22 protein-coding genes are annotated in these 20,071 nt (G+C 33.0%); 5 read left to right on the top strand and 17 right to left on the bottom strand.

Annotated features, from left to right (window positions below):
* Window positions 1-146: 146 nt before the first annotated feature.
* From OYT91_RS07670 to OYT91_RS07660, 3 genes are all read right to left on the bottom strand, one after another.
* Complete coding sequence (locus tag OYT91_RS07670; protein ID WP_281240169.1) at window positions 147-569, bottom strand: hypothetical protein; 423 nt, start codon at window positions 567-569, stop codon at window positions 147-149.
* A gap of 423 nt (window positions 570-992) precedes the next feature.
* On the bottom strand, window positions 993-1,661 hold the full coding sequence (locus OYT91_RS07665; RefSeq protein ID WP_281240168.1) for a ZIP family metal transporter: 669 nt from the start codon (window positions 1,659-1,661) through the stop codon (window positions 993-995).
* Window positions 1,662-1,698: 37 nt separating this feature from the next.
* Window positions 1,699-2,487 (bottom strand): class I SAM-dependent methyltransferase, encoded by a 789-nt coding sequence (locus tag OYT91_RS07660; protein ID WP_281240167.1) that lies wholly within the window; start codon window positions 2,485-2,487, stop codon window positions 1,699-1,701.
* Window positions 2,488-2,581: 94 nt separating this feature from the next.
* Between OYT91_RS07660 and OYT91_RS07655 the strand changes: the two genes are divergently transcribed.
* Entirely contained in the window at window positions 2,582-3,754 is a 1,173-nt protein-coding gene (locus OYT91_RS07655) for a THUMP domain-containing class I SAM-dependent RNA methyltransferase (protein WP_281240166.1), read from the top strand.
* Window positions 3,755-3,877: 123 nt separating this feature from the next.
* On the opposite strand, the gene OYT91_RS07650 is transcribed toward OYT91_RS07655, so the two are convergent.
* Window positions 3,878-5,128 (bottom strand): hypothetical protein, encoded by a 1,251-nt coding sequence (locus OYT91_RS07650; protein ID WP_281240165.1) that lies wholly within the window; start codon window positions 5,126-5,128, stop codon window positions 3,878-3,880.
* Between the two features lie 42 nt (window positions 5,129-5,170).
* Window positions 5,171-5,578 carry a hypothetical protein gene (locus tag OYT91_RS07645; protein ID WP_281240164.1) on the bottom strand — a complete coding sequence of 136 codons (408 nt, stop codon included), beginning with the start codon at window positions 5,576-5,578 and terminating at the stop codon, window positions 5,171-5,173.
* A 402-nt stretch (window positions 5,579-5,980) separates the two neighbouring features.
* Between OYT91_RS07645 and OYT91_RS07640 the strand changes: the two genes are divergently transcribed.
* Complete coding sequence (locus OYT91_RS07640) at window positions 5,981-6,217, top strand: hypothetical protein (RefSeq protein ID WP_269222328.1); 237 nt, start codon at window positions 5,981-5,983, stop codon at window positions 6,215-6,217.
* A 91-nt stretch (window positions 6,218-6,308) separates the two neighbouring features.
* On the opposite strand, the gene OYT91_RS07635 is transcribed toward OYT91_RS07640, so the two are convergent.
* From OYT91_RS07635 to OYT91_RS07615, 5 genes are all read right to left on the bottom strand, one after another.
* Window positions 6,309-7,136: a DUF6048 family protein gene (locus tag OYT91_RS07635; protein WP_281240163.1), complete on the bottom strand. Its 828-nt coding sequence runs from the start codon at window positions 7,134-7,136 to the stop codon at window positions 6,309-6,311.
* Window positions 7,108-7,647 (bottom strand): DUF6452 family protein, encoded by a 540-nt coding sequence (locus OYT91_RS07630; RefSeq protein WP_281240162.1) that lies wholly within the window; start codon window positions 7,645-7,647, stop codon window positions 7,108-7,110. The genes OYT91_RS07635 and OYT91_RS07630 overlap by 29 nt, the downstream gene beginning before the upstream one ends.
* A 42-nt stretch (window positions 7,648-7,689) precedes the next feature.
* Window positions 7,690-9,102, bottom strand: a complete 1,413-nt coding sequence (gene rlmD / locus OYT91_RS07625; RefSeq protein ID WP_281240161.1) for a 23S rRNA (uracil(1939)-C(5))-methyltransferase RlmD — start codon at window positions 9,100-9,102, stop codon at window positions 7,690-7,692.
* Between the two features lie 225 nt (window positions 9,103-9,327).
* Window positions 9,328-9,792 (bottom strand): hypothetical protein, encoded by a 465-nt coding sequence (locus OYT91_RS07620; protein ID WP_281240160.1) that lies wholly within the window; start codon window positions 9,790-9,792, stop codon window positions 9,328-9,330.
* 137 nt (window positions 9,793-9,929) lie between these two features.
* Window positions 9,930-10,994 carry an AI-2E family transporter gene (locus OYT91_RS07615; RefSeq protein ID WP_281240159.1) on the bottom strand — a complete coding sequence of 355 codons (1,065 nt, stop codon included), beginning with the start codon at window positions 10,992-10,994 and terminating at the stop codon, window positions 9,930-9,932.
* Window positions 10,995-11,200: 206 nt separating this feature from the next.
* Between OYT91_RS07615 and OYT91_RS07610 the strand changes: the two genes are divergently transcribed.
* Window positions 11,201-11,611 carry an OsmC family peroxiredoxin gene (locus tag OYT91_RS07610; protein WP_281240158.1) on the top strand — a complete coding sequence of 137 codons (411 nt, stop codon included), beginning with the start codon at window positions 11,201-11,203 and terminating at the stop codon, window positions 11,609-11,611.
* A gap of 153 nt (window positions 11,612-11,764) precedes the next feature.
* Here OYT91_RS07610 and OYT91_RS07605 read toward each other — a convergent pair whose 3' ends face one another.
* The 6 genes from OYT91_RS07605 to OYT91_RS07580 all read right to left on the bottom strand — a co-directional run bounded on the left by OYT91_RS07605 (window position 11,765) and on the right by OYT91_RS07580 (window position 16,710).
* Window positions 11,765-12,196: a hypothetical protein gene (locus OYT91_RS07605; protein WP_281240157.1), complete on the bottom strand. Its 432-nt coding sequence runs from the start codon at window positions 12,194-12,196 to the stop codon at window positions 11,765-11,767.
* 44 nt (window positions 12,197-12,240) lie between these two features.
* Window positions 12,241-12,795 carry a hypothetical protein gene (locus OYT91_RS07600; RefSeq protein WP_281240156.1) on the bottom strand — a complete coding sequence of 185 codons (555 nt, stop codon included), beginning with the start codon at window positions 12,793-12,795 and terminating at the stop codon, window positions 12,241-12,243.
* A 16-nt stretch (window positions 12,796-12,811) separates the two neighbouring features.
* Window positions 12,812-13,798, bottom strand: coding sequence for an aldo/keto reductase (locus OYT91_RS07595; RefSeq protein ID WP_281240155.1), 987 nt, complete (start codon window positions 13,796-13,798; stop codon window positions 12,812-12,814).
* A gap of 390 nt (window positions 13,799-14,188) precedes the next feature.
* Window positions 14,189-15,076: a cysteine synthase CysM gene (gene cysM, locus OYT91_RS07590; protein WP_281240154.1), complete on the bottom strand. Its 888-nt coding sequence runs from the start codon at window positions 15,074-15,076 to the stop codon at window positions 14,189-14,191.
* A 1-nt stretch (window position 15,077) separates the two neighbouring features.
* Window positions 15,078-15,869: a serine O-acetyltransferase EpsC gene (epsC, locus tag OYT91_RS07585; protein WP_269222338.1), complete on the bottom strand. Its 792-nt coding sequence runs from the start codon at window positions 15,867-15,869 to the stop codon at window positions 15,078-15,080.
* Between the two features lie 157 nt (window positions 15,870-16,026).
* Entirely contained in the window at window positions 16,027-16,710 is a 684-nt protein-coding gene (locus OYT91_RS07580; RefSeq protein WP_281240153.1) for an SGNH/GDSL hydrolase family protein, read from the bottom strand.
* Window positions 16,711-16,878: 168 nt separating this feature from the next.
* On the opposite strand from OYT91_RS07580, the gene OYT91_RS07575 reads away from it, so the two are divergent.
* Window positions 16,879-18,147: an NRAMP family divalent metal transporter gene (locus OYT91_RS07575; protein ID WP_269222340.1), complete on the top strand. Its 1,269-nt coding sequence runs from the start codon at window positions 16,879-16,881 to the stop codon at window positions 18,145-18,147.
* 109 nt (window positions 18,148-18,256) lie between these two features.
* Here the strand turns inward: OYT91_RS07575 and OYT91_RS07570 are convergent, their stop codons facing one another.
* A complete protein-coding gene (locus tag OYT91_RS07570; protein WP_281240152.1) occupies window positions 18,257-19,417 on the bottom strand; it encodes a histidine decarboxylase in 1,161 nt (386 codons plus the stop codon).
* A 154-nt stretch (window positions 19,418-19,571) separates the two neighbouring features.
* Between OYT91_RS07570 and OYT91_RS07565 the strand changes: the two genes are divergently transcribed.
* Window positions 19,572-20,024 carry an Lrp/AsnC family transcriptional regulator gene (locus OYT91_RS07565; RefSeq protein WP_281240151.1) on the top strand — a complete coding sequence of 151 codons (453 nt, stop codon included), beginning with the start codon at window positions 19,572-19,574 and terminating at the stop codon, window positions 20,022-20,024.
* Window positions 20,025-20,071: the final 47 nt, after the last annotated feature.

Below are 20,071 nucleotides of genomic sequence, written 5' to 3'. Positions count from 1 at the left end.
GAATTGAAAGTATGTTTTAGAAACAGGTGTTCTTAGAATTATTAAGAAGTCTCCATTTGAGAAAATACGGTTGGAACAATAAAGTCGTTAAAAACTGAATTATTTTTATAAATGTCAATGAGGATGTGATCTGATTTTTTAATAAACTAAACGCTTTTTAGATATGCGTCTTCTTCATCTTTACTTTTTTTTACTTCTTCTTCGTTTGATTCAATAAGTACATTATGCAAACGTTCTGCCATCTTTTCGATGCTATTTGTAATTGAATCGCACACCAATTCCATTCTGCGGTGTTTTTCTTCTTTTACTGCTTTTAGAACATTTTCTACAAAAAATTTATCGTATTTTTCAGCAACAGAATCTCGTGTGTTGGTCAATCGTATTACAGATTCATTACTAAATATTGTAACTCTAAAGTGTTGTTCTTCATTGCTTAAATAGTATTTTCCACCCAATTCGTCGCAATTAATATCGGTTGCTCCAATTTTTAGCAACTCGGTAATTATTCCGAAAATATGATTTTCAATTTTGGAATATGCTCTAGGTTTTTTTTTGAAAACACTAAACATGTATGTCTCTAATAGTTAGTGTTTTGTTTTTATTTTTTCTCATCATTTTCCTGTTAGTTAAATTTAGTACTTTTTTTGTGGTAATTCTACTATGGACAGAAACTTCTCAGTTTATATTGAGACAAATTAACAGTATTGTTTTTGATAATGCAAATTATTTGGATTAATTGTGCGTAATCAAAATATTTTCATTATGAATAGACCTCTTAAATTGCAATTAAATAAAACCAATTTGGGGTGCTTTTTGAAGATCAATGTTGTTTGATACGTGAATTGCGTGAGGGACAGGAGCTAGCTACCGAAGTAGCGCGGATTGCCCGACCGCATTGAGCGAAGGGGCTCTATGAGCGATACTATAAATAAGCCCCTTTGCTTAATGGGGTCACGCCCAAAGATTTTTATAGGACTAAAGAAGTAATTTTTTTAGATAAGATAGGCAAGAAGTATTCCAATTACGATCATGGATACTTTGGCGATATTGAATTTGTGTCCTTCGCTACTTTCAAAAATAATAGTGGATGAAATATGGAATAATATACCAATAACGATCGCAGTTATCTCTGAATAATAGTTGTTAAATTGAGGAATATATTCTGATACTACGGTGCCTAGCGGTGTCATAACTGCAAAAGTGACCATGAATAAAAAAATAGCTTTTTTATTAAGACTGGAACTCACAAAAAAGGAGGTCAAAATGATGGCTATGGGTAAATGATGAATTGCAATTCCTATGGCTAAATCGTGATGATGACTTACCGGAAATCCTTCAAGAAAAGCATGGATGCAAAGGCTGATGAATAATAACCAAGGAATTTGGTACATTTTGGCATGTCCGTGTACGTGACCGTGTTCGGCACCTTTGGAAAAAAACTCTAAAATGATTTGGAACAAAATACCCAACATTATAAAAAGGCCGATGTTGTGGTTTTTACTTTCATATACCTCTGGCAAAATATGCATTACAGTTAGAGATAGCAAGAACGAACCACTAAAAGCCAGTAAAAGTTTGAGGTTGGTTTTACTTTTTGGCTTTAGAAACAAAGCAATAATATAACCAATAAGTACGGAAAGTAAAGGCAAAAGATAATTCATGTTTTTTGTTTAATCGTTTGTTTTGTGGTAGAACCAATTACTTAAAAATCATAATTAATCTTTCGCTCTCCGTTTTATGGAATTTTTTTAGTTTGTAATCTCCAAAAATATCCAATAAAAAGATGCCTGTTTCTTCCATCATTTGTTCAAAGTCTTTTAATGTAAGTGCTTTTACTTTCTCGGTGAAATGGTATTTTTTACCTTGGTCTTCAAAGTCAATTTCTTTATAAATATGACCTTCTTTTAGGTAACGTTTAATGTGAAAATTAATTCCATCAACTTGTTTTACTTCTTCTGGAACCAAAGTATTAAGTACATTGGGTACATTCATAAAATCGATTACAGCGAAACCATATTCGGATAAGCTTTCTTTAATGGCTTTTAGTGTGGTTAGATTGTCCTCATCGTTTTCGAAATATCCAAAACTGGTAAACAAATTGAAAATGGCATCAAATTTATCTTCAAAGGTTTCGCGCATGTCATGTACTTGAAAATGCAGGGTTTTATTGCTGTTTTTTTGCGCTTCTAGAATACTGTTTTCGGATAAATCGGCTCCTATGACATTGTATCCCAGTTGGTTTAAGTAAATAGAATGACGGCCTTTTCCACAAGCAAGGTCAAGTACTTTGGCTTTTTCGGGAAGATTAAGATAATGAGTTAAATTGTCCATAAACAATTGCGCTTCTCTATAGTTCCTTTCTTTGTAAAGAATATGATAATAAGGACTGTCGAACCATGATGCAAACCAGTTTTCCCCATCGGAATTGGTACCGTTGGTTGCGTTCTGGATACTGTTATTTGATTTAGGATTGTTTAAATCTGGCATTTATTCTTTTTCAATTAATTTAAGTCCCGCAAATTTAGTGTATTTTTGCTGAATATTAATGATAACAATTCCCCCATTTGGGGGTTAGGGTGATATGGAGAATTTTAAGATGATTGCTAAAACCTTTTTTGGTTTTGAAGAAATACTAGCAAAAGAGTTGACATTACTGGGCGCACAGGATGTAGAGCAGGGAGTGAGAATGGTTAGTTTTAAGGGGGATAAAGGATTTATGTACAAAGCAAATTTATCCTTGCGTACAGCTTTGAAGATATTGAAACCGATTTATTTTTTTAAAGCAAGAGACGAGCAATCGTTATATAAAGGAATAAGAGGTACAAATTGGTCTAAATATATCAATGCAAATCAGACTTTTGTGATTGATGCAACGGTACATTCGGAGTATTTTAATCATTCGGAGTTTGTGTCTCAAAAATGTAAAGATGCTATTGTAGATCAATTTCGTGAAAGAACGGGACAAAGACCAAGTATTGACAAGGCTTTTCCTGATTTGCGAATCAATATTCATATTGATAAAGATCAGGTTTCGGTAGCTTTGGATACTTCTGGGAATTCATTGCACCAACGTGGGTATAGAACGGCTACGAACATTGCTCCTATAAATGAGGTTTTGGCAGCGGGTATTTTATTGCTTTCGGGTTGGGATGGCCAAACGGATTTCTTGGATCCCATGTGTGGTTCTGGAACTTTTCTTGCCGAAGCAGCAATGATCGCCTGTAATATTCCTGCGAATATAAATCGTAAGGAGTTTGCTTTCGAAAAATGGAACGATTGGGACAACGATTTGTTTGATAATATTCAAGATAGTTTATTGAAGCGAGTTCGCGAATTTCATTATACTATAAAAGGGTATGATAAAGCTCCATCTGCAGTTCAAAAAGCAAGAGATAATATTAAGAATGCCAATCTTGATGAATACATTAAGATAGAAGAGCAAAACTTCTTTGATACTGAGAAAACGTCAGAAGGGAAATTGCATATCGTTTTCAATCCGCCATATGATGAGCGTTTGGATATTCACATGGAAGAATTTTATAAAAGTATTGGAGATACCTTGAAAAAAAATTATCCGGGTACAAATGCTTGGTTTATTACAGCAAACCTAGAAGCGCTGAAATATGTAGGGTTAAAACCTTCTCGAAAAATAAAACTTTTTAATGCAAGCCTTGAAGCCCGTTTAGTGAAATACGAAATGTACGAAGGAAGTAAGAGAACGAAGTTTCAAAATCAGAATTCGGATATAAGTTAATAGGTCACAGTATTTAAAATCTTAGTTTAAAAAGGATTCCAATAATTGCAACTTAAAAAGTTTAATTGTTGGATTTTTTTTTCGGATTTTTTTTGAGTTTTTAAACCTAGATCCTGATTGTTTTTATTTTGACTTTAAATCAGATTTTCCAAGCCCGTAGTTTATACCAAAAACTGTAAATAGCGATTTGTCAAAGCCAAAATTGGTTCCGTAAGATCCTGTGAGGTATAAATTATCGCTGATTTTGTATTGTAATGTTCCAACTCTTCTTTCGCTATTCAAGTTGCTGTTATTCGAATAGTCTCTTTTTAAATATTCAAAGGAAAGGGATAATTCTTTTATGGAATATTCTATCTTGAAGCCTAAATCAAAAGCATTTTGTTTGTCAAATTCATTTACTGTGTTTTCTATTAGTATATTGTCACTGATATATCGGGAGCACATCATGAGCGAAAGATTATCATTCAGCTCTTCATGGTCAAAACTGAACGCATTTAGTGTTGCATTTATCCATATACCACTTCTGTTGAAGCGTTTGTTTTCTGTTTTATTTTCTGGAAAGGCTTCTGAATAAGCAAAGGCTGCATCTAATTGAAATAAAGGGAGATCATCTAGTTCTTTAAGGTAATTTTGACTGAGCGTATCTTTTTTTATGTTGGTTTCTAATAAATCAGGAGCTTGATTTTCTAAATCATCTAATTTCTTTTTAATCAGTGTTTTTTGAGAAATGGCATTTATGTATTTTTCATTGATGACCCGCTTTAATGAATCGTTATTTTCAGTCATTAGTTCATTGTAAAGTTTTCTGATTTTATATGATGTTGCATTGAGTAGAATCTCAAGGGAATCAGTGCCTTTTTGGTTGGGTCGTAATTCAATTACTCTTTTGGAAAAGTTATCCAATGCTGTCCTTAATTTTTGATTTTGTTTCTCATTTCGAAAAGTAAACACATTTGTTCTAACGCCAAAAGCAATATAGTTTGTGTTTTTCACTAAACTTCCTGAAGTCGAATCATTCAAAACCGATGCAATTGAGATACTCATTTTGTTGAATAACCCGGAGAATGAATTTGATTTATTATTTTCTTGGATGTTTAAATATTGAGAAACGGTTGCATTTTTATTTTTAAAATACCAATAAGGTGAAATTTCAAGTGCAACGTTTTTTGGAAGTGCTGTTCCATTACTTGTTAAACTCATAAGACTTGCTGCAAACGCTTTTGGGTTTGAAGGTTTATCAATAGTATTGGGCGCAATGTCAAGAATTTGAAATCCAGGTGCATTCAGTGTTTTTAGATCTTTAATTTCAATATCTTGTGCAAATAATGGAAATGAACAGAAGAGTATTAGTATAGCCAGTATTTTATTTTTCATCAGAAAATAGATTGGTTGAATTTTATTTTATTGAAATATCATTTATCCCAAAAGCAAGTCTATCCTTTTTACAGCAACAATAGTTTCTCCACTACTACTTTTCTTTTTTTCGGACACAAGTAATTCTATTGGCTGTTTTTGATTGGCTTTGCCACCTTCCAAATAATAATGAATCTCTAAATTTTTGAAACAATTTTCCCAAGCCGATTTTGGCACTTTTGTCAAAACAATATCTGTTTCTATTTTTACTGTAGCACCATTAAGTTTACTGTCTATTCCTAAGCTTGTTTTGCTGATTAAACCGGCTCCATTGTTTGAAAATCCTTTATTAATGATGCTTCCATCTTGGAATAATTTTATTTCTGTAGTTGCAATACCGTGTGTTGAAACAGTTACAGTTATAAAAATTTCATTCTCTCGTTTTTCAATTAAGTAAACTTCATTTTCCATAATTGGATGGCTTAAGGTGGATTAATATTTTTATTCTATTTTAATTAATAGGTTTCTATTTTTTGAAAAAACATTCAATTAGACAGTTTAACGTTTTGCATTTGGAATCGAAATAAATTTGAGTTGATGTATTTTACAATAAAAAATATAATTCTCAATATTAATTTATTCATTAGTATAGTGTATTTTGCTAGTAGTCAAAAAGTTGGTATTTTTATTTTTTGGTATTTGATAAAATTAATACATAAATCAATACAAAAAAAGTAAAGTTAATTATTAAAATTGTAATTGATTGGTTTGTATTTTAAAAAGCTTATCAATGAGGTAAAATAAATAATTGTTTTTATGGAGAATTATCTAGATTTTGAATTAATTTTGAATTTATATTTTAAATTTAAAAAAATGTCAAAATTACAGGTAAGAGCGTTTCTATACAATTTAGGCTGCTTTGCAATATTGTTTGTCTTGTTTCGTTATTTGGTAGAACATTACACCAATTTAACTGGTTTTTGGATTCCGATGACCGCATTTATTGCAGGTACTATATTGGCGCCAAAATTTCAAGCTGTAAAAACCAAAGATGGTGAAAAGCTTTTCATGTCTTGGTTGTTTGTTAAAGGGATTAAAGAAATCGGATAAATAGCAGTTTAGTTTTTAACTAAAATAAAAGGAGAACAATTGAGTTTTAAATTTCAATTGTTCTCCTTTTTTATTGGGTTTTGTTATACTTTTATTTTTTTGGCGCTACTTTTTTGGTGGCAGTAACTTTCTTTTTATAGATAGGAATAAAATAAGAAACACTGTAGGTAAATCCAGCTCCAAAATTACCATCATACGTTCTATTGAATCCTGGAATGTATAGGTTTTCAAAGTTTGTAGGTTCGGAATTTGTAATTAACATTTTCAATTGCAGACTAAAGCCTACATAAATATTATTAAAAACTTTTACATTTACTCCAGCAGCTACTTCGGCCCAACTTGCTGTTAAACCATCAAAGGTAGTTCCAGATGTTACGCTTGGAGATTGCTGGAAATAAGGATGAGGATTGTAAATTTCATAACTGTTTAATGTCTCACTAAATGTTCCAAAGCCATAACGCATTCCCAAAGTGATACGATTTTCCATATCCAACCAATTTGTATACGCATTATAATCAAATCCTACTTTTATATATGACCCCTTGCTAGTAGTATTTAATTGAGGGTCATCTACAGTGATGTTTTCATTTCCAAGTTCACCATATAGGTAGTAGTTTTTAGTTAACCGATAATCGCCTGTAAAGGCAATTCCTTTGTAATCAGTATCGTAAAGTGATCGTGCGATTTTATTTATATCGACACCAACGATCAATCCATAACGATCCGTTTTGGGTTTGATGCTGTCTTTTTCAACTATTTCAAGTTTTTTATCAGCTTTCTTTTTAGAAGTAACTATACTTTTAGATTCGGTTATTGTAACTCCTTGCTCTTTGCTTGTTGTAGTCTTTTCTTGTGCTTGAGCAAAAAATAATGACAACAAAAAGCAAATACTAAAAGAATATTTTAATGATAATTTCATTTTCATTTGCTATGTTATTTTTTGCGACGGATATGTATTGCATCCATTTATCATCTGCTGTAGAAGCGTCGGTATGTATTAGAGGTGAAATTGGATCTAGATTAAAATTGGTTTTGAAACCACAAGCTCTGGAAACATATATATTTTCACGAGTATATTTAATTTCCAAATTGTCTTCATTAACCAATAAAGGGTTTGAATTGCCAAAGTTTAAAATGAACTTATATTTTACAACATCAGTCTCAGTGTCTAATGGCAACAAAACAGTATCTGCATTTGATAAATATTTTGTTTCAGTTGTACTACTTGTGTTTAAAACTACACCTTCCGTTTTTCCTTCTCCAATAATTTTTAAATTGGTTACATTCTTTTTAACGGAAGGATTTGAAATGTCATAAAACTGAATAAGCATTCTTGGTGTAGTGGGAGTATTTGGGTCACAAATGTCATCCGGTTCACAACTGGATGAGGCGAAACCAAGTATCAGTAAAAATGCAATTATTTTTTTCATATTTTTTCTTGTTCCCCCTTCTGGGGGTTAGGGAGTGGCGGCTTATCGTCTTTCTAAAAGTACAACATTTTCTACATGATGCGTTTGCGGAAACATATCCACAGGGCGCACTCTTGTAACCTTGTATTTTTCATCCATTAAAGCCAAATCACGAGCTTGAGTAGCCGAGTTGCAACTCACATAAACCACTTTTGAAGGTTCTATTTTTAGAATTTGTTCGATTACGTCTTTGTGCATTCCATCTCTTGGTGGATCCGTAATAATCACATCGGGTTTGCCATGTTGTGCAATAAATTCTTCGTTGAAAACCACTTTCATATCTCCAACAAAAAACTCGCAATTGGTAATTTCATTGCGTTTTGCATTGGCTTTGGCATCAACAATCGCTTCTGGAACACTTTCTACACCAATTACTTTTTTGGCATTTTTAGATACAAATTGGGCAATTGTTCCTGTTCCAGTGTACAAATCATAAACGACTTCGTTACCGGTAAGTCCAGTAAAATCTCTGGTTATTTTGTACAATTCATACGCTTGATCCGAGTTGGTTTGGTAAAAAGATTTGGCATTAATGCTAAATTTTAGTCCTTCCATTTCTTCCAAGATGTAATCTCTTCCTTTGTATAATTTGATATTGGTGTCATACAAAGTATCGTTTGCTTTATTGTTTACCACATATTGCAAGGACGTAATCTGAGGGAATTTCTCGTAAAGATGATCTAGAATTAACTCTCTGTTGGCTTTGTCGTTTTCAAAAAACTGAATCAAAACCATGATTTCTCCTGTCGAAGCCGTTCTCAACATCAAGGTTCTTAGTAAACCTTCGTGCGCTCTCGGGTTAAAGAAAGTCAAACCATGCTCGTTGGCAAAAGCGCGAACTTCGTTACGTATAGCATTGGATGGATCTTCCTGTAAATGGCATTTGTTAATGTCTAATATTTTATCCCACATTTTTGGAATGTGAAAACCAAGTGCATTTCTATTACCTAAATCTTCTTCGTTTCCAATTTCGGCTTCAGTCAACCAACGGCTGTTCGAAAACGAAAATTCCATTTTATTTCTATAAAAAAACTGCTTTTCAGAACCTAAAATGGGTTCAAATTCAGGGAGTTCAATTTTTCCAATGCGTTGCAAATGGTTTTTTACCTCATTTTGTTTGAAAACCAATTGTTGGTTGTAGTTCATGTTTTGCCATTTGCAACCGCCACAAACACCAAAATGTTCGCAAATTGGTTCTACGCGGTATTCTGAAAATTCATGAAAATAAACTGCTTTGCCTTCATAATATGCTTTACGCTTCTTAAAAGTTTGCACATCAACCACATCCCCAGGAACTACATTTGGGATAAAAACTACTTTTCCATCGGGAGCTTTTGCCACCGAAACGCCTTTTGCACCAGCATCAAGGACTTTTATTTGATGAAAGACAACTTTGTCTGTATTTTTCTTTGCCATAGCGCAAAAATAAGGCTTTGAATTTATTTATGGATTTTAATTTTAATTTTTTTTAATAAAATCATGAGAAGTATTTGGTGTCTAGTCTCAGTATTCTGTCAGAGTTTTTGATATTTCATATTTTCAAGCGGTACTGCAAACTTTTTTTGACTCGTCTTAACTCTGAAAACTGCCACTCGGACTGAAAACTTTTCTCTGCTCATTGCACGGGTGAAAACTTAAAATTCACTCATATTCATCCTTCCAGTTTTTGGTCGTGATGGCCGAAGCCTTATTTTCGGAGTTCATTGTCACCCGAAGTTCTTTATTAGCTTTGGCATATTCAAATTGGGCTTTAAATCGGAAGATATTTGTATTGTCAGTTTTATTTGGAATCATTTCTACAAATTCAAGATCCTTGAAAATACCATATTTCAGGTTGTATTTTACACAGATTTGCTTAATGTTTTCTGGAGTAGATTTAGCAATGACTTTGTCGGTGGCTTCGCTTTGTGTAAAAGGCTTAAATTTTACATTATTACAGGTTGTCAAAATTCTTTTTCCCAATTCGTAGGCTTTGGCTTTTTGAGTTACTTCCTCTGCATTCATTTCCGTCGGCTCAATACTTTTACCCATTTTTTTTCCATTAACGGTTTTGGTTTTACAGCCAATAAACGCCAATAGACAGCATATTATAATTACTTTTTTCATGATACTATAAGTTTCAATAAGAACGTAAGTTAGTGAAATAAAGTGTAATTAATTCATTATTAGAGCTTAATCCCGTTTTTTACTACAATCGGGGCAGGGGAGTAGTGGTTTTTATTTGAATATTGCCATTGTAATTACTATTGAAATTGTTTCCCATCACTAAGTAACAACGATAATGATTTTAGACCTTCTGTTCGGTCGGCTATTAATTTTACAATACTAATAAAAGGAATGAAAAGAATCATTCCGGCTGCTCCCCAAAGAATGCCACCAGCAATAATCATAATTAATACAGCGAGTGTGTTAATCTTCAAGCGACTTCCTACGGCGTAAGGAAAAATAATGTAAGCTTCCAGTACTTGTACCAATGTAAAGACCGCAATCACTCCCAATGGATACCAAATAGAATTAAAAGTAATCCAAGCTACTGTAATTGGCAAAAGCGACGAAACCATAATACCAACGTAAGGAATGAAAGTTAGTATGGAAGCGGTAAACCCAAAAAGAAAGGGATAAGGAACGCCAATAATAGCAAGTCCGATACTATTCAAAATTCCTACTATTACGTAAACGACAAGCATTCCTTTTATGAATTTGTAGTATTCATGAATCGTTTCAACAATGATTTCGTGAATCATTTCTGTTTTATCCAATGGAAAAAGATGGTATAATGCCTCAACCAATAATTGACGATTAAACAATATCAATGCCGAAAAAACAGGAACAATTAAAAGATAAAATAATGATTCTGATAAAGAATAGAGTGTGTCTTTAAGTAAAGAAAATATTTGCGAACCAGAGTTGTTAATTGTATTTTTAATATAACTCAATTGTTTTTCTTCGTTTATACCAAATTGATCGGTTAGAAATATACTCAGCTGGTTTAGAGTTTCCTCTAATTTTGTTTCTAAACTTTGCCATTCATTAGAAAATTCCAAAATTTGGGAGAATAAAAGAAAGAATAGGGATGCCAACAAAAAGGTTACCGCAATTAAAGAAATTCCAATTGCTAGATTAAAGTTAATTCCTTTCCGTTCCATCCATTTGCAAACTGGGTAAAGTATAAGACTTATAAGCAGCGCAAAACTCAATGGAATAAATAGTGATCTTCCAAAATACATAAGAACTACAGCAATAAATAAATATTGTAAAATTTCAAGGGTCGTTCCTTTTTTAGAGGGGGATATTTGATTTTTTGCCATTTGAATTTTGTTTTAACAGCTGAGGTAAATGGATTAGTTATATAATTCATAAAGAACTGACATACAATATACAAAAAAAATAGGAAGACTTTTTTATTTGATCAAAATCATTATTAAATATTAGTTAAATAAATAAGTTTTGAAACTTTTTTTTTCAATTTACAACTAAATTTGAGTAAGCTAAAAACTATAAATTAAATAGATATATGAAAAGAAATGCAACCGCAGTTTGGAATGGCTCACTGAAAGAAGGAGCCGGTAAATTAACCACACAAAGTAAAACTTTAGACAATACGCAATATTCATTCAAATCCCGATTTGAGGAAGGAGTAGGTACCAATCCCGAAGAACTTGTTGCTGCTGCACATGCGGGATGTTTTACCATGCAGCTTACTGCTTTTATTGGTGAAACAAGTGCCGTAATCGAAAGTATTGAAACAAAATGTGATATTAATTTGGTAGAAGGAACAATTATTGGTTCTCATTTAACGGTAAATGCCAAAATAAGTGGCATATCCAATGAAACGTTCCAAGAATTAGTAACTAAAGCAGAAAAAAATTGCCCGATTTCTAAACTTTTCACAGCCGAAATCACGACAACAGCTACATTGGTATAAAAAATGTAACTTTGAGTTTAACCGCAAGGAACGCAAAAGGAAAATATGTTTTATGATAAAAAAGCGCAATGAACGCAAAGTTTTGTGTTCATTGCGCTTTAATTTTTTTACAATCTTTATGGTTGTATTATAGTAAAGCTATTTGTTTGAAGGCTATTCTTTCTTCTTAATCAATTCGTAGTTCACAATGGATAAAGTATAAAAAAAGGAATCAGCAGTAATTTTTCCTAAAATAATTCCAACGAAATAATTTCCTGTCAGGATTGGCATCCAATACATGCAAAACGGTCGAATAAAAAAGAAATCCAATGCCGCAGGATAACCAAATTCCAAAAATAAATTTCGGATTAAGTATAAGATACCCTTTAGAGTTGTTTTTCCATGCTGATGTTGATGTTTTTTATAAGATCGGTATATCATAATACCATAAAATGCAAAATATTCGGCAAATGTTATTAGATACGCTGTAACCAATCCACTAAAAATTCTACTGAATTGTGAAGCAATCAAAGCGGCGCTAGTAGCTGCCAATTCGGAATATTTATAGCGATCGAACCACTCTTTGAAATTGGCTTTATTGAACATTTATTTGTGTTTTTTTTAGAGAATTAGAATTAAGATTTTAGTTTTTAAACCTTTCTAATAAATAATTTGTTTTTGGCTAATGCCAATAAAGTGATGATAAGAATAATAAAATAAATAGAAGTTAATACGCTTTTTAAAACGGTAAAGACACTTGTGATTTGAACTTGTAATACACTTATATTGGGATAATTTTTGAGCATGCTTATGATTCCGAAATTTTCGCAGTAATCAAAAAATCCTGAAAACAATGGAATCAAACAAAAATAGAATAACCAACTGTCTAGCTTTCCTAATTGGTTTAGAAAAAAGGCGAGTACCAAACAGGAACTAATTCCAAAAAGCAAAGGATATATCAAATCCAACGGAAGTTGATGATACAAATATACATCTCTTCCAACTGTTCCCAAAGTGTTAAAAAGCGTGTTGACATATTGCGTATCATAACCCGTTGGCATCATATCGAGAATTTTCATTCCACCAGAATAGTGCATTATTTCAGGAATGGTTACGATAAGCATTAGGGCGTAGACGATATTACAAAGTATAAAAAGCAATAATACAGTCTTACCATTTATATTTCTTTTGATGAATTCTCTCATAGTTCCTTTTGATGAATTACCAAAGCTGATGTACTTGCGGTTTGATGTATTGCTCGTAAATGGCATTCATTGCAGCAATTTTTTCCGGAGTTAGTTTTGGTAAATCATACAACGAAAGATTCGATACAACGTGACTTTGCTTGGAAGCACCTGGAATTATACAGCTAATTTCGTTAAAACTAAGAATCCATTGCAGCGCGATAGGTGCCAAATTTGTTGCTTCAGGAAATAATGCTTTTAATTCTTCCACTGCTTTTAAACCCAACTCATAATTTATTCCTGCGAATGTTTCTCCTTTGTCAAAAGCAGCTCCATCACGATTGAAGTTTCGGTGATCTTGTGCGTCGAAAGTAGAATTCGCATCAAATTTACCGGTTAATAATCCGCTGGCCAAAGGTACTCTGGCGATAATACCGATGTCTTTTTTTTGAGCTTCCTTAAAAAATAATTCTGATGGACGCTGACGAAAAAGATTGAATATAATTTGAACGGTAGTCACATTTGAAAATTCAATGGCTTTCAAACCTTCTTCCACTTTTTCTACACTAACACCCAAATTCAAAATCTTTCCCTGATCTTTCAATCGGTCAAACATTTCAAAAATTTCGGGACGATAAAATACTTGGTTGGGAGGACAATGCAACTGAATAAGATCGATTGTTTCCAATCCCATTCTTTTCAAACTGTCTTCTACAAATTTTTGCAAAACTTTGGGCTGATATCCTTCATTTACATGCGGATTGATGTGTCGGCCACATTTTGTCGCTACATAGATACGTTCAGAACGAGAACGAACTACTCTTCCTACTGCAGTTTCGCTTAGTCCATTTTCGTAAACATCGGCGGTGTCAATAAAATTCACTCCGTTATCAATGGCGGTATTGATCAATTCGTCTGCGGTTTTGTCATTAAAGGGAGAACCCCATTTTCCGCCCACTTGCCATGTTCCAAGCGCTATTTCTGAAATATTGAAATTGGTTTTTCCTAGTTTACGATAGTTCATTTTTTCTTTTTTTAAGTTTCTGAGAGACTAAGTTTCTAAGACACTGAGGTTTTTTCTAAAATATTGGATGGTAATTTCCGCTTAATTCTATAAACAACAGCATTTGTTTACTATTTTTCGACAATATAAGTCAAATAAGTTTTCTTTTTTAAGAAAGCGCATAAAATTAAGTTCATTTAAGTCAAAGCTCGTAGTCGGATCAAGGGTTTTAACTTATATTCTCTTTAGGGTGCCCGCTTAAAGCACAGTAAAAAACAACTTATATGGCTTATATGGTTAAAATTTAATGCTGTTAATCATAGAATAAAGCCGTAATTTTTAAATTTTTGAGATTAATAAGTCAAAAAAAAACTTAGGAACTTAGTCTCTCAGGAACATAGCAACTTGTTTTTAATCAAATAAATCCGAAGATAAATAACGGTCTCCGCGGTCACAGATAATGGCAACTACCACTCCAGATTCCAATTGATTGGCGATTTTTACGGCGACTGCCACCGATCCTCCGCTGCTCATGCCTGCAAATATACCTTCTTCCTGGGCTAATTTTTTGGTCATTTCGCGTGCTTCTTTTTCGCTGACATCAAGAGTAATATCTACTTTTGAGGCATCAAAAATTTTGGGTAAATATTCTTGCGGCCATTTTCGAATACCCGGAATTTGTGAGCCCTCACTCGGTTGTGCCCCTATGATTTGAATATTTAGATTCTTTTCTTTCAAGTATGTTGAGGTTCCTATAATAGTTCCCGTTGTTCCCATTGCCGATACAAAATGAGTTACCGTTCCATCAGTGTCATTCCATATTTCAGGTCCCGTGGTTTTGTAATGCGCTTTCCAATTGTCATCATTGGCGAATTGATTCAACATCACATAACCACCTTCTGCTACTTTTTTATCGGCATAATCTCTGGAACCTATTATTCCCAAACTAGCAGGAGTTTGAATAACCGTTGCGCCATAAGCTTGCATGGTTTGTGTACGTTCAATAGTTGAATCTTCTGGTAATACCAATTCAATTTCTATGTTGAATAATTGGGCTATCATAGCAAGTGCAATTCCGGTGTTACCACTAGTCGCTTCAATTAATTTGTCTCCTTTTTTGATGTCCCCTCTTTCGATAGCCGATGCAATCATATTGTAAGCGGCACGGTCTTTTACACTACCCCCAGGATTGTCTCCTTCGAGTTTCAATAAAAGTTTTACATTTTTGTTTTTAATTAAGCGGGTTGTTTCTACTAGTGGAGTATTTCCGATTAATTCTACTAATTTAAAGGTCTTCATTTTACTTCTTCTCTTTTATTTTAACTTCGGTTGTAGTGGTATTCAACACGATTGAATCAGCAGGAATTGACTTGGTTACCCATGAATTTCCACCTACAATACTATTTTTGCCAATGATTGTCGTTCCACCCAATATCGTAGCATTGGCATAAAGACAAACGTTTTTCTCGACTGTAGGATGCCTTTTGGAATTTTTCATGTCTTTGCTCACACTTAATGCTCCCAAAGTTACACCTTGGTATATTTTTACATTTTTTTCGATAACAGCGGTTTCACCAATAACGATTCCAGTAGCATGATCAATAAAGAAAGGCGATGCAATTGTTGCTCCAGCGTGAATATCTGTACCTGTAATACGATGTGCATATTCGCTCATTAATCTTGAAAAAAGCATCAAATCCAACAAATATAGTTCGTGACTTAATCTGTAAATCGCTATGGCATAAAATCCTGGATAAGCAAGATAAATTTCTTCAATCCCATTCGATGCGGGGTCATTTTCTAAGATGTAAGAAGCATCTTTGTTTAAGTTTTCAAGTACGGAAGGGAGTTTTTCTAAAAATTTATCCCAAGCAGAATCACAAGAATCATGTGCTTTTTTGCAAGCAATAGACGCAATCTCTTTAAATTGTTTTTCTAATTCGTTAATGCTTTCATCTAGTGGTGCATTAGAATCGAATAAGGTGTAAAACAGTTTCTCGGTAAAGGCTTCTGTTTTGGTCTTAATGCTATAATTGATAGTAAAATGACTTTTAGAGGCACTAATATTTTGAACAATCAGATCTTTGGTCATGATTATGAAATTGAATTGTTATTTTGAAGGGATAAAAGTAAGGTGTTTTTCAGGAAAAACAGCAATGATTGCTTAAAGAATTAACCTAACATCTATCGAATAAAGGAAGTTTGTATTGCTGTAGCATAATCATTATTTTTTAGAAAATTATATCACATTATTTGTGTTTTGCCAATTTTTTTCGAACGATATCTTCCATTACAAGGTATCCTTCTTTATTGGGATGAACTCCATCTTCACTATAATTGGATTTTAAACCTTTTTGGTCATCGACCATTGCCGAATAATAATCTACATAGTCAATATGGTTTGCTTTGGCATATTGTATTATCATTGTATTTAATGCTTCAATTTTTGCAGCAGGATTCATTCCTTTTTTCCATGGGTAATCAAAGGCAGGAAGAATAGAACAAAGAATTACTTTTATGTTATTTGCATGCGCCAATTCGCACATTGATATGATATTTCCTAGAATGGTTTGGAGCGTTATAGGTCCAGTATTTTCTGCGATATCATTGGTTCCAGCCAAAATTAAAACAATTTTGGGTTTTAGTTCAATAACATCGGGTCTAAAACGCAATAGCATTTGTGATGTTGTTTGTCCACTTATTCCTCGATTGATATATGGAGCACTACTAAAGAATTCTGGAGAAATTGTTTCCCAGCCTTCAGTAATGGAATCGCCAAAAAAGACAATTCTATTTTCTCCAGATACAGGAGTTGTAAGTATAGTGTTTTCGTTTTTGTATTTGTTTAGATTTGCCCAATCTTGTGCTTTTGCTTTTCCTGCCATGATAATTATAAAAAGGGATAGTAGATATTTAAATTTAAATTTTTTCATTTATTCTTGCTTAAGGATTTATTCAAATTATAAACTAATATACATTATATTTTGTTTGAATTGAAATAAAATTGGAATCAAAGATCTATCGTTTAAAATGTGTAAATTAGCATGATAGTTCTGATTATAAGTTGGTTAAATTGTTTTTTGAAATTGTAAAATCGTATAATGTATAATCGAAAAGGATTAAAAAATAGAATTTCTCATTTTTGGCGATTAATCGGGCCAGGACTTGTAACGGGTGCCAGCGACGATGATCCTTCCGGAATTGCTACATACTCTCAGGCGGGTGCAGCTTACGGTCTTGCCACTTTATGGACATCAATTGTTGCTTTCCCGTTGATGGCGGCTATTCAGCAAATGTGCGCTCGAATTGGTTTGGTAACCAGTCAGGGTTTAACTGGGACATTAAAGAAAAGTTATCCAAGACCGGTTTTGTATTTGATGCTTTTGTTTAGTTTTCCTGCTATCATTATGAATATTGGCGCTGATATTGCTGGAATGGGAGCGGTTGGTAACTTGCTTTTTCCAGCTATTGATGCTTCTTTTTTTAGTGTATTTTTTACAATTTTGCTTTTGGGACTCATTATTTATTTGCCTTATCAAAAAATAGCCTCAGTCCTTAAATATTTATGTATTGTAATGTTGGTTTATTTTATCGTTCCTTTTTTATACAAACAAGATTTTGTAGCTATTATGAAAGCTACTTTTGTTCCAAGTATTAAATGGAACAAGGATTTTATTGCTATTCTTGTTGGTATTTTAGGGACAACTATTTCTCCTTATCTATTTTTCTGGCAAGCTTCTGTTGAAGTTGAGGAAATGAAACACAAGAGGAAACATTTGATGGTAAATAAAAAAATTATCCATGAAATGAAGCAGGATGTCGATTTTGGAATGACGTTTTCTGGATTGGTGATGTATTTTATCATTCTAACAACTGGTACAGTTTTGTTCAAAGGAGGAGTTCATCAAATTGATACAGTAGAACAAGCTGCACAAGCTTTGAAACCTTTGGCAGGTAATATGGCATACTTGCTTTTTGCAATAGGTGTGATAGGAACTGGGCTTATTGCAATTCCAGTATTGAGTGGTTCATTGTCTTATATTTTTACTGAAACTTTTGGGTGGGAAGAAGGATTGGATAAAAAATTTCATGAAGCAAAAGGATTTTATATCATTATTGCGATCTCATTATTGCTGGGTTTATCGCTTAATTATATTGGAATATCACCAGTCAAAGCACTAATTTATACAGCAATTTTATACGGACTGACAGCTCCCGTTTTAATTGCCATCATTTTACATGTTTCCAATAATAAAAAAATTATGGGTGAATTTGTGAATGGTTGGATAGCTAATGTTTTAGGATTTGTTGCTTTGATTATCATGACATTGGCTGCAAGCTTATTAATATATTTTCAATTTGTGGATTAATATTTAATAAAAAAGCCACAAATTGATTAAGATAAATTCAATTTGTGACTGGATTTTAGAATTAAAAATAAATAAGTAGGATGAAATTTTTTTGGAATCATTTAGAATTCTAAAAACTAAATTCCATTATTTCTTCCGGGTTTTCAATACAATTTTCAATATCGTTTATAAAAAGGTCAATTTGGTTTTTTGTTACATTGGGCATGCAAATAATATGTGAGATATCACCTTCTGTAGCTAATTGCCATTTTGTTTTGACTTCGTCCGTAGTCTTTGGGAAAACAACCGTAATGGCATTTGGATTTCGCCAAGCCGGAATTCCAATATTATTAAGTCTTTGTTCACAATATTTGGCTACTTCTAAGCTGTGTTCATAACGGTTTTTTAAACCATCAACTCCAAGTTTCTTTATAGCATACCATAAAAATAATGGACAATGACCGTTTCTAGACCCAGTAATGGTGGTGTCTAAAGAGCCAATGTAAGATATTCCTTTTGAAATTCGGTCCCTATTGGAACGCTTCGTAATAATAACGCCGGTTGGAATCGGTGAGCCTATAAATTTATGTCCGCTTATCGAAATACTATCTGCTCCATCCTTAAAATCAAAGGGTAAACGAGGTTCCATAAAAGCGCCGTAACTGCCTGATAAGGCTGCGTCACAATGAATATAACTGTCTTGTATGGCTAATCCTTTTAGAATGTTTCTAATTTTTGAAACATCATCTTTGGCTTCTTTCATAGTTGTACCAAAAGTAGTAAGTACAATGGCGGGTTTGTGGCGATTCATTTTTAGGGTGTTTTCAAAATCGACATAATCGATCTCCCCATTTTCTTGAGAACGGATTACAATACTTGGAATATTGAGTAAATGAATGTTTTTGCGAACACTATAATGAGTCGACTCCGAGTAATAAACCATAGCTTTTGGGTACAATTCTCGAGCGAGATACAATCCGTATAAATTACTCTCCGATCCGCCATTGGTGACATAGCCCCAATAATCTTTTGGATTGGCACGAAATAATTTTGCAAAAAAGCCAACCACCTCTCTTTCCAATTCATGGGTTTGTACTTTATAGGTACAATCCTCAAAAGGATCGCCGAGATTATTGATTGGATATTTAAAAAAATGATTGATTTCCGAATAGTCAAAATCTTTGGATACTGGATAACCCAAGAAATTATCTCTGGCATTTTCTATGTATTGATTTAGCTCGAATAAACGTTGATTGTCTTGTGGTGATAATGATTCTGAAACAGGTAGCATTGTATTATATTTTACCGTAAATGTAGTTTTAATGATTTAAAAAAACTTTATATGTTATCGTTTTCAAAATATAATTCTAGATTTGTGTCTAAATACAGTTTTTATGTATTGTATTTGATATTTGTAATTTTTTAAACCATATAATTATTCTGAAATGGATGCCATAGACAAAAAAATTTTGATGCTTTTGCAGCAGGATGCCAAACAAAACACCAAAGAAATAGCCGAAAAAGTAGGATTGTCTGTTTCTCCTACCTTTGAAAGAATTAAAAAGTTGGAGCAAAAAAAATACATAAAAAAATACGTGGCTTTGTTGGATGCTTCCAAAATTGGAAAATCAATCAGTGTGTATTGTCAAGTGACTTTAGCAATACATTCCCGGGAATTGATAGATGATTTTAAACAACATATTCTTGCATTGTCAGAAGTTATAGGCTGTTTTCACGTTTCGGGTAATTATGATTTTTTATTAAAAGTGGCAGTCAATGATATGAATGAATACCAAAAGTTTGTCATCGATAAATTATCGGTTATCAAAGGGATTTCTAACGTGCAAAGTTCTTTTGTAATGGAAGAAATAAAAAACGATTTTGCTTTTAATTTGTAAAACAAAAAAAACCGACTTGCTTTCACAAATCGGTAGGTTTGTTAAAA

The sequence above is a fragment of the Flavobacterium praedii genome (assembly GCF_026810365.1).
Classification (GTDB): Bacteria; Bacteroidota; Bacteroidia; order Flavobacteriales; family Flavobacteriaceae; genus Flavobacterium; species Flavobacterium praedii.
This window is presented reverse-complemented; position numbering and strand designations above follow the sequence as displayed.

Coding starts and splice junctions, on each gene's coding strand:
- OYT91_RS07640 (WP_269222328.1), top strand. CDS start 5,981: ATGTCAAAATTACAGGTAAGAGCGTTTCTATACAATTTAGGCTGCTTT.
- OYT91_RS07605 (WP_281240157.1), bottom strand. CDS start 12,196: ATGTTCAATAAAGCCAATTTCAAAGAGTGGTTCGATCGCTATAAATAT.
- OYT91_RS07655 (WP_281240166.1), top strand. CDS start 2,582: ATGGAGAATTTTAAGATGATTGCTAAAACCTTTTTTGGTTTTGAAGAA.
- OYT91_RS07660 (WP_281240167.1), bottom strand. CDS start 2,487: ATGCCAGATTTAAACAATCCTAAATCAAATAACAGTATCCAGAACGCA.
- OYT91_RS07565 (WP_281240151.1), top strand. CDS start 19,572: ATGGATGCCATAGACAAAAAAATTTTGATGCTTTTGCAGCAGGATGCC.
- OYT91_RS07635 (WP_281240163.1), bottom strand. CDS start 7,136: ATGAAATTATCATTAAAATATTCTTTTAGTATTTGCTTTTTGTTGTCA.
- OYT91_RS07645 (WP_281240164.1), bottom strand. CDS start 5,578: ATGGAAAATGAAGTTTACTTAATTGAAAAACGAGAGAATGAAATTTTT.
- OYT91_RS07595 (WP_281240155.1), bottom strand. CDS start 13,798: ATGAACTATCGTAAACTAGGAAAAACCAATTTCAATATTTCAGAAATA.
- OYT91_RS07665 (WP_281240168.1), bottom strand. CDS start 1,661: ATGAATTATCTTTTGCCTTTACTTTCCGTACTTATTGGTTATATTATT.
- OYT91_RS07620 (WP_281240160.1), bottom strand. CDS start 9,792: ATGAAAAAAGTAATTATAATATGCTGTCTATTGGCGTTTATTGGCTGT.
- cysM (WP_281240154.1), bottom strand. CDS start 15,076: ATGAAGACCTTTAAATTAGTAGAATTAATCGGAAATACTCCACTAGTA.
- OYT91_RS07600 (WP_281240156.1), bottom strand. CDS start 12,795: ATGAGAGAATTCATCAAAAGAAATATAAATGGTAAGACTGTATTATTG.
- OYT91_RS07630 (WP_281240162.1), bottom strand. CDS start 7,647: ATGAAAAAAATAATTGCATTTTTACTGATACTTGGTTTCGCCTCATCC.
- OYT91_RS07575 (WP_269222340.1), top strand. CDS start 16,879: ATGTATAATCGAAAAGGATTAAAAAATAGAATTTCTCATTTTTGGCGA.
- OYT91_RS07580 (WP_281240153.1), bottom strand. CDS start 16,710: ATGAAAAAATTTAAATTTAAATATCTACTATCCCTTTTTATAATTATC.
- epsC (WP_269222338.1), bottom strand. CDS start 15,869: ATGACCAAAGATCTGATTGTTCAAAATATTAGTGCCTCTAAAAGTCAT.
- OYT91_RS07615 (WP_281240159.1), bottom strand. CDS start 10,994: ATGGCAAAAAATCAAATATCCCCCTCTAAAAAAGGAACGACCCTTGAA.
- OYT91_RS07610 (WP_281240158.1), top strand. CDS start 11,201: ATGAAAAGAAATGCAACCGCAGTTTGGAATGGCTCACTGAAAGAAGGA.
- OYT91_RS07670 (WP_281240169.1), bottom strand. CDS start 569: ATGTTTAGTGTTTTCAAAAAAAAACCTAGAGCATATTCCAAAATTGAA.
- OYT91_RS07650 (WP_281240165.1), bottom strand. CDS start 5,128: ATGAAAAATAAAATACTGGCTATACTAATACTCTTCTGTTCATTTCCA.
- rlmD (WP_281240161.1), bottom strand. CDS start 9,102: ATGGCAAAGAAAAATACAGACAAAGTTGTCTTTCATCAAATAAAAGTC.
- OYT91_RS07570 (WP_281240152.1), bottom strand. CDS start 19,417: ATGCTACCTGTTTCAGAATCATTATCACCACAAGACAATCAACGTTTA.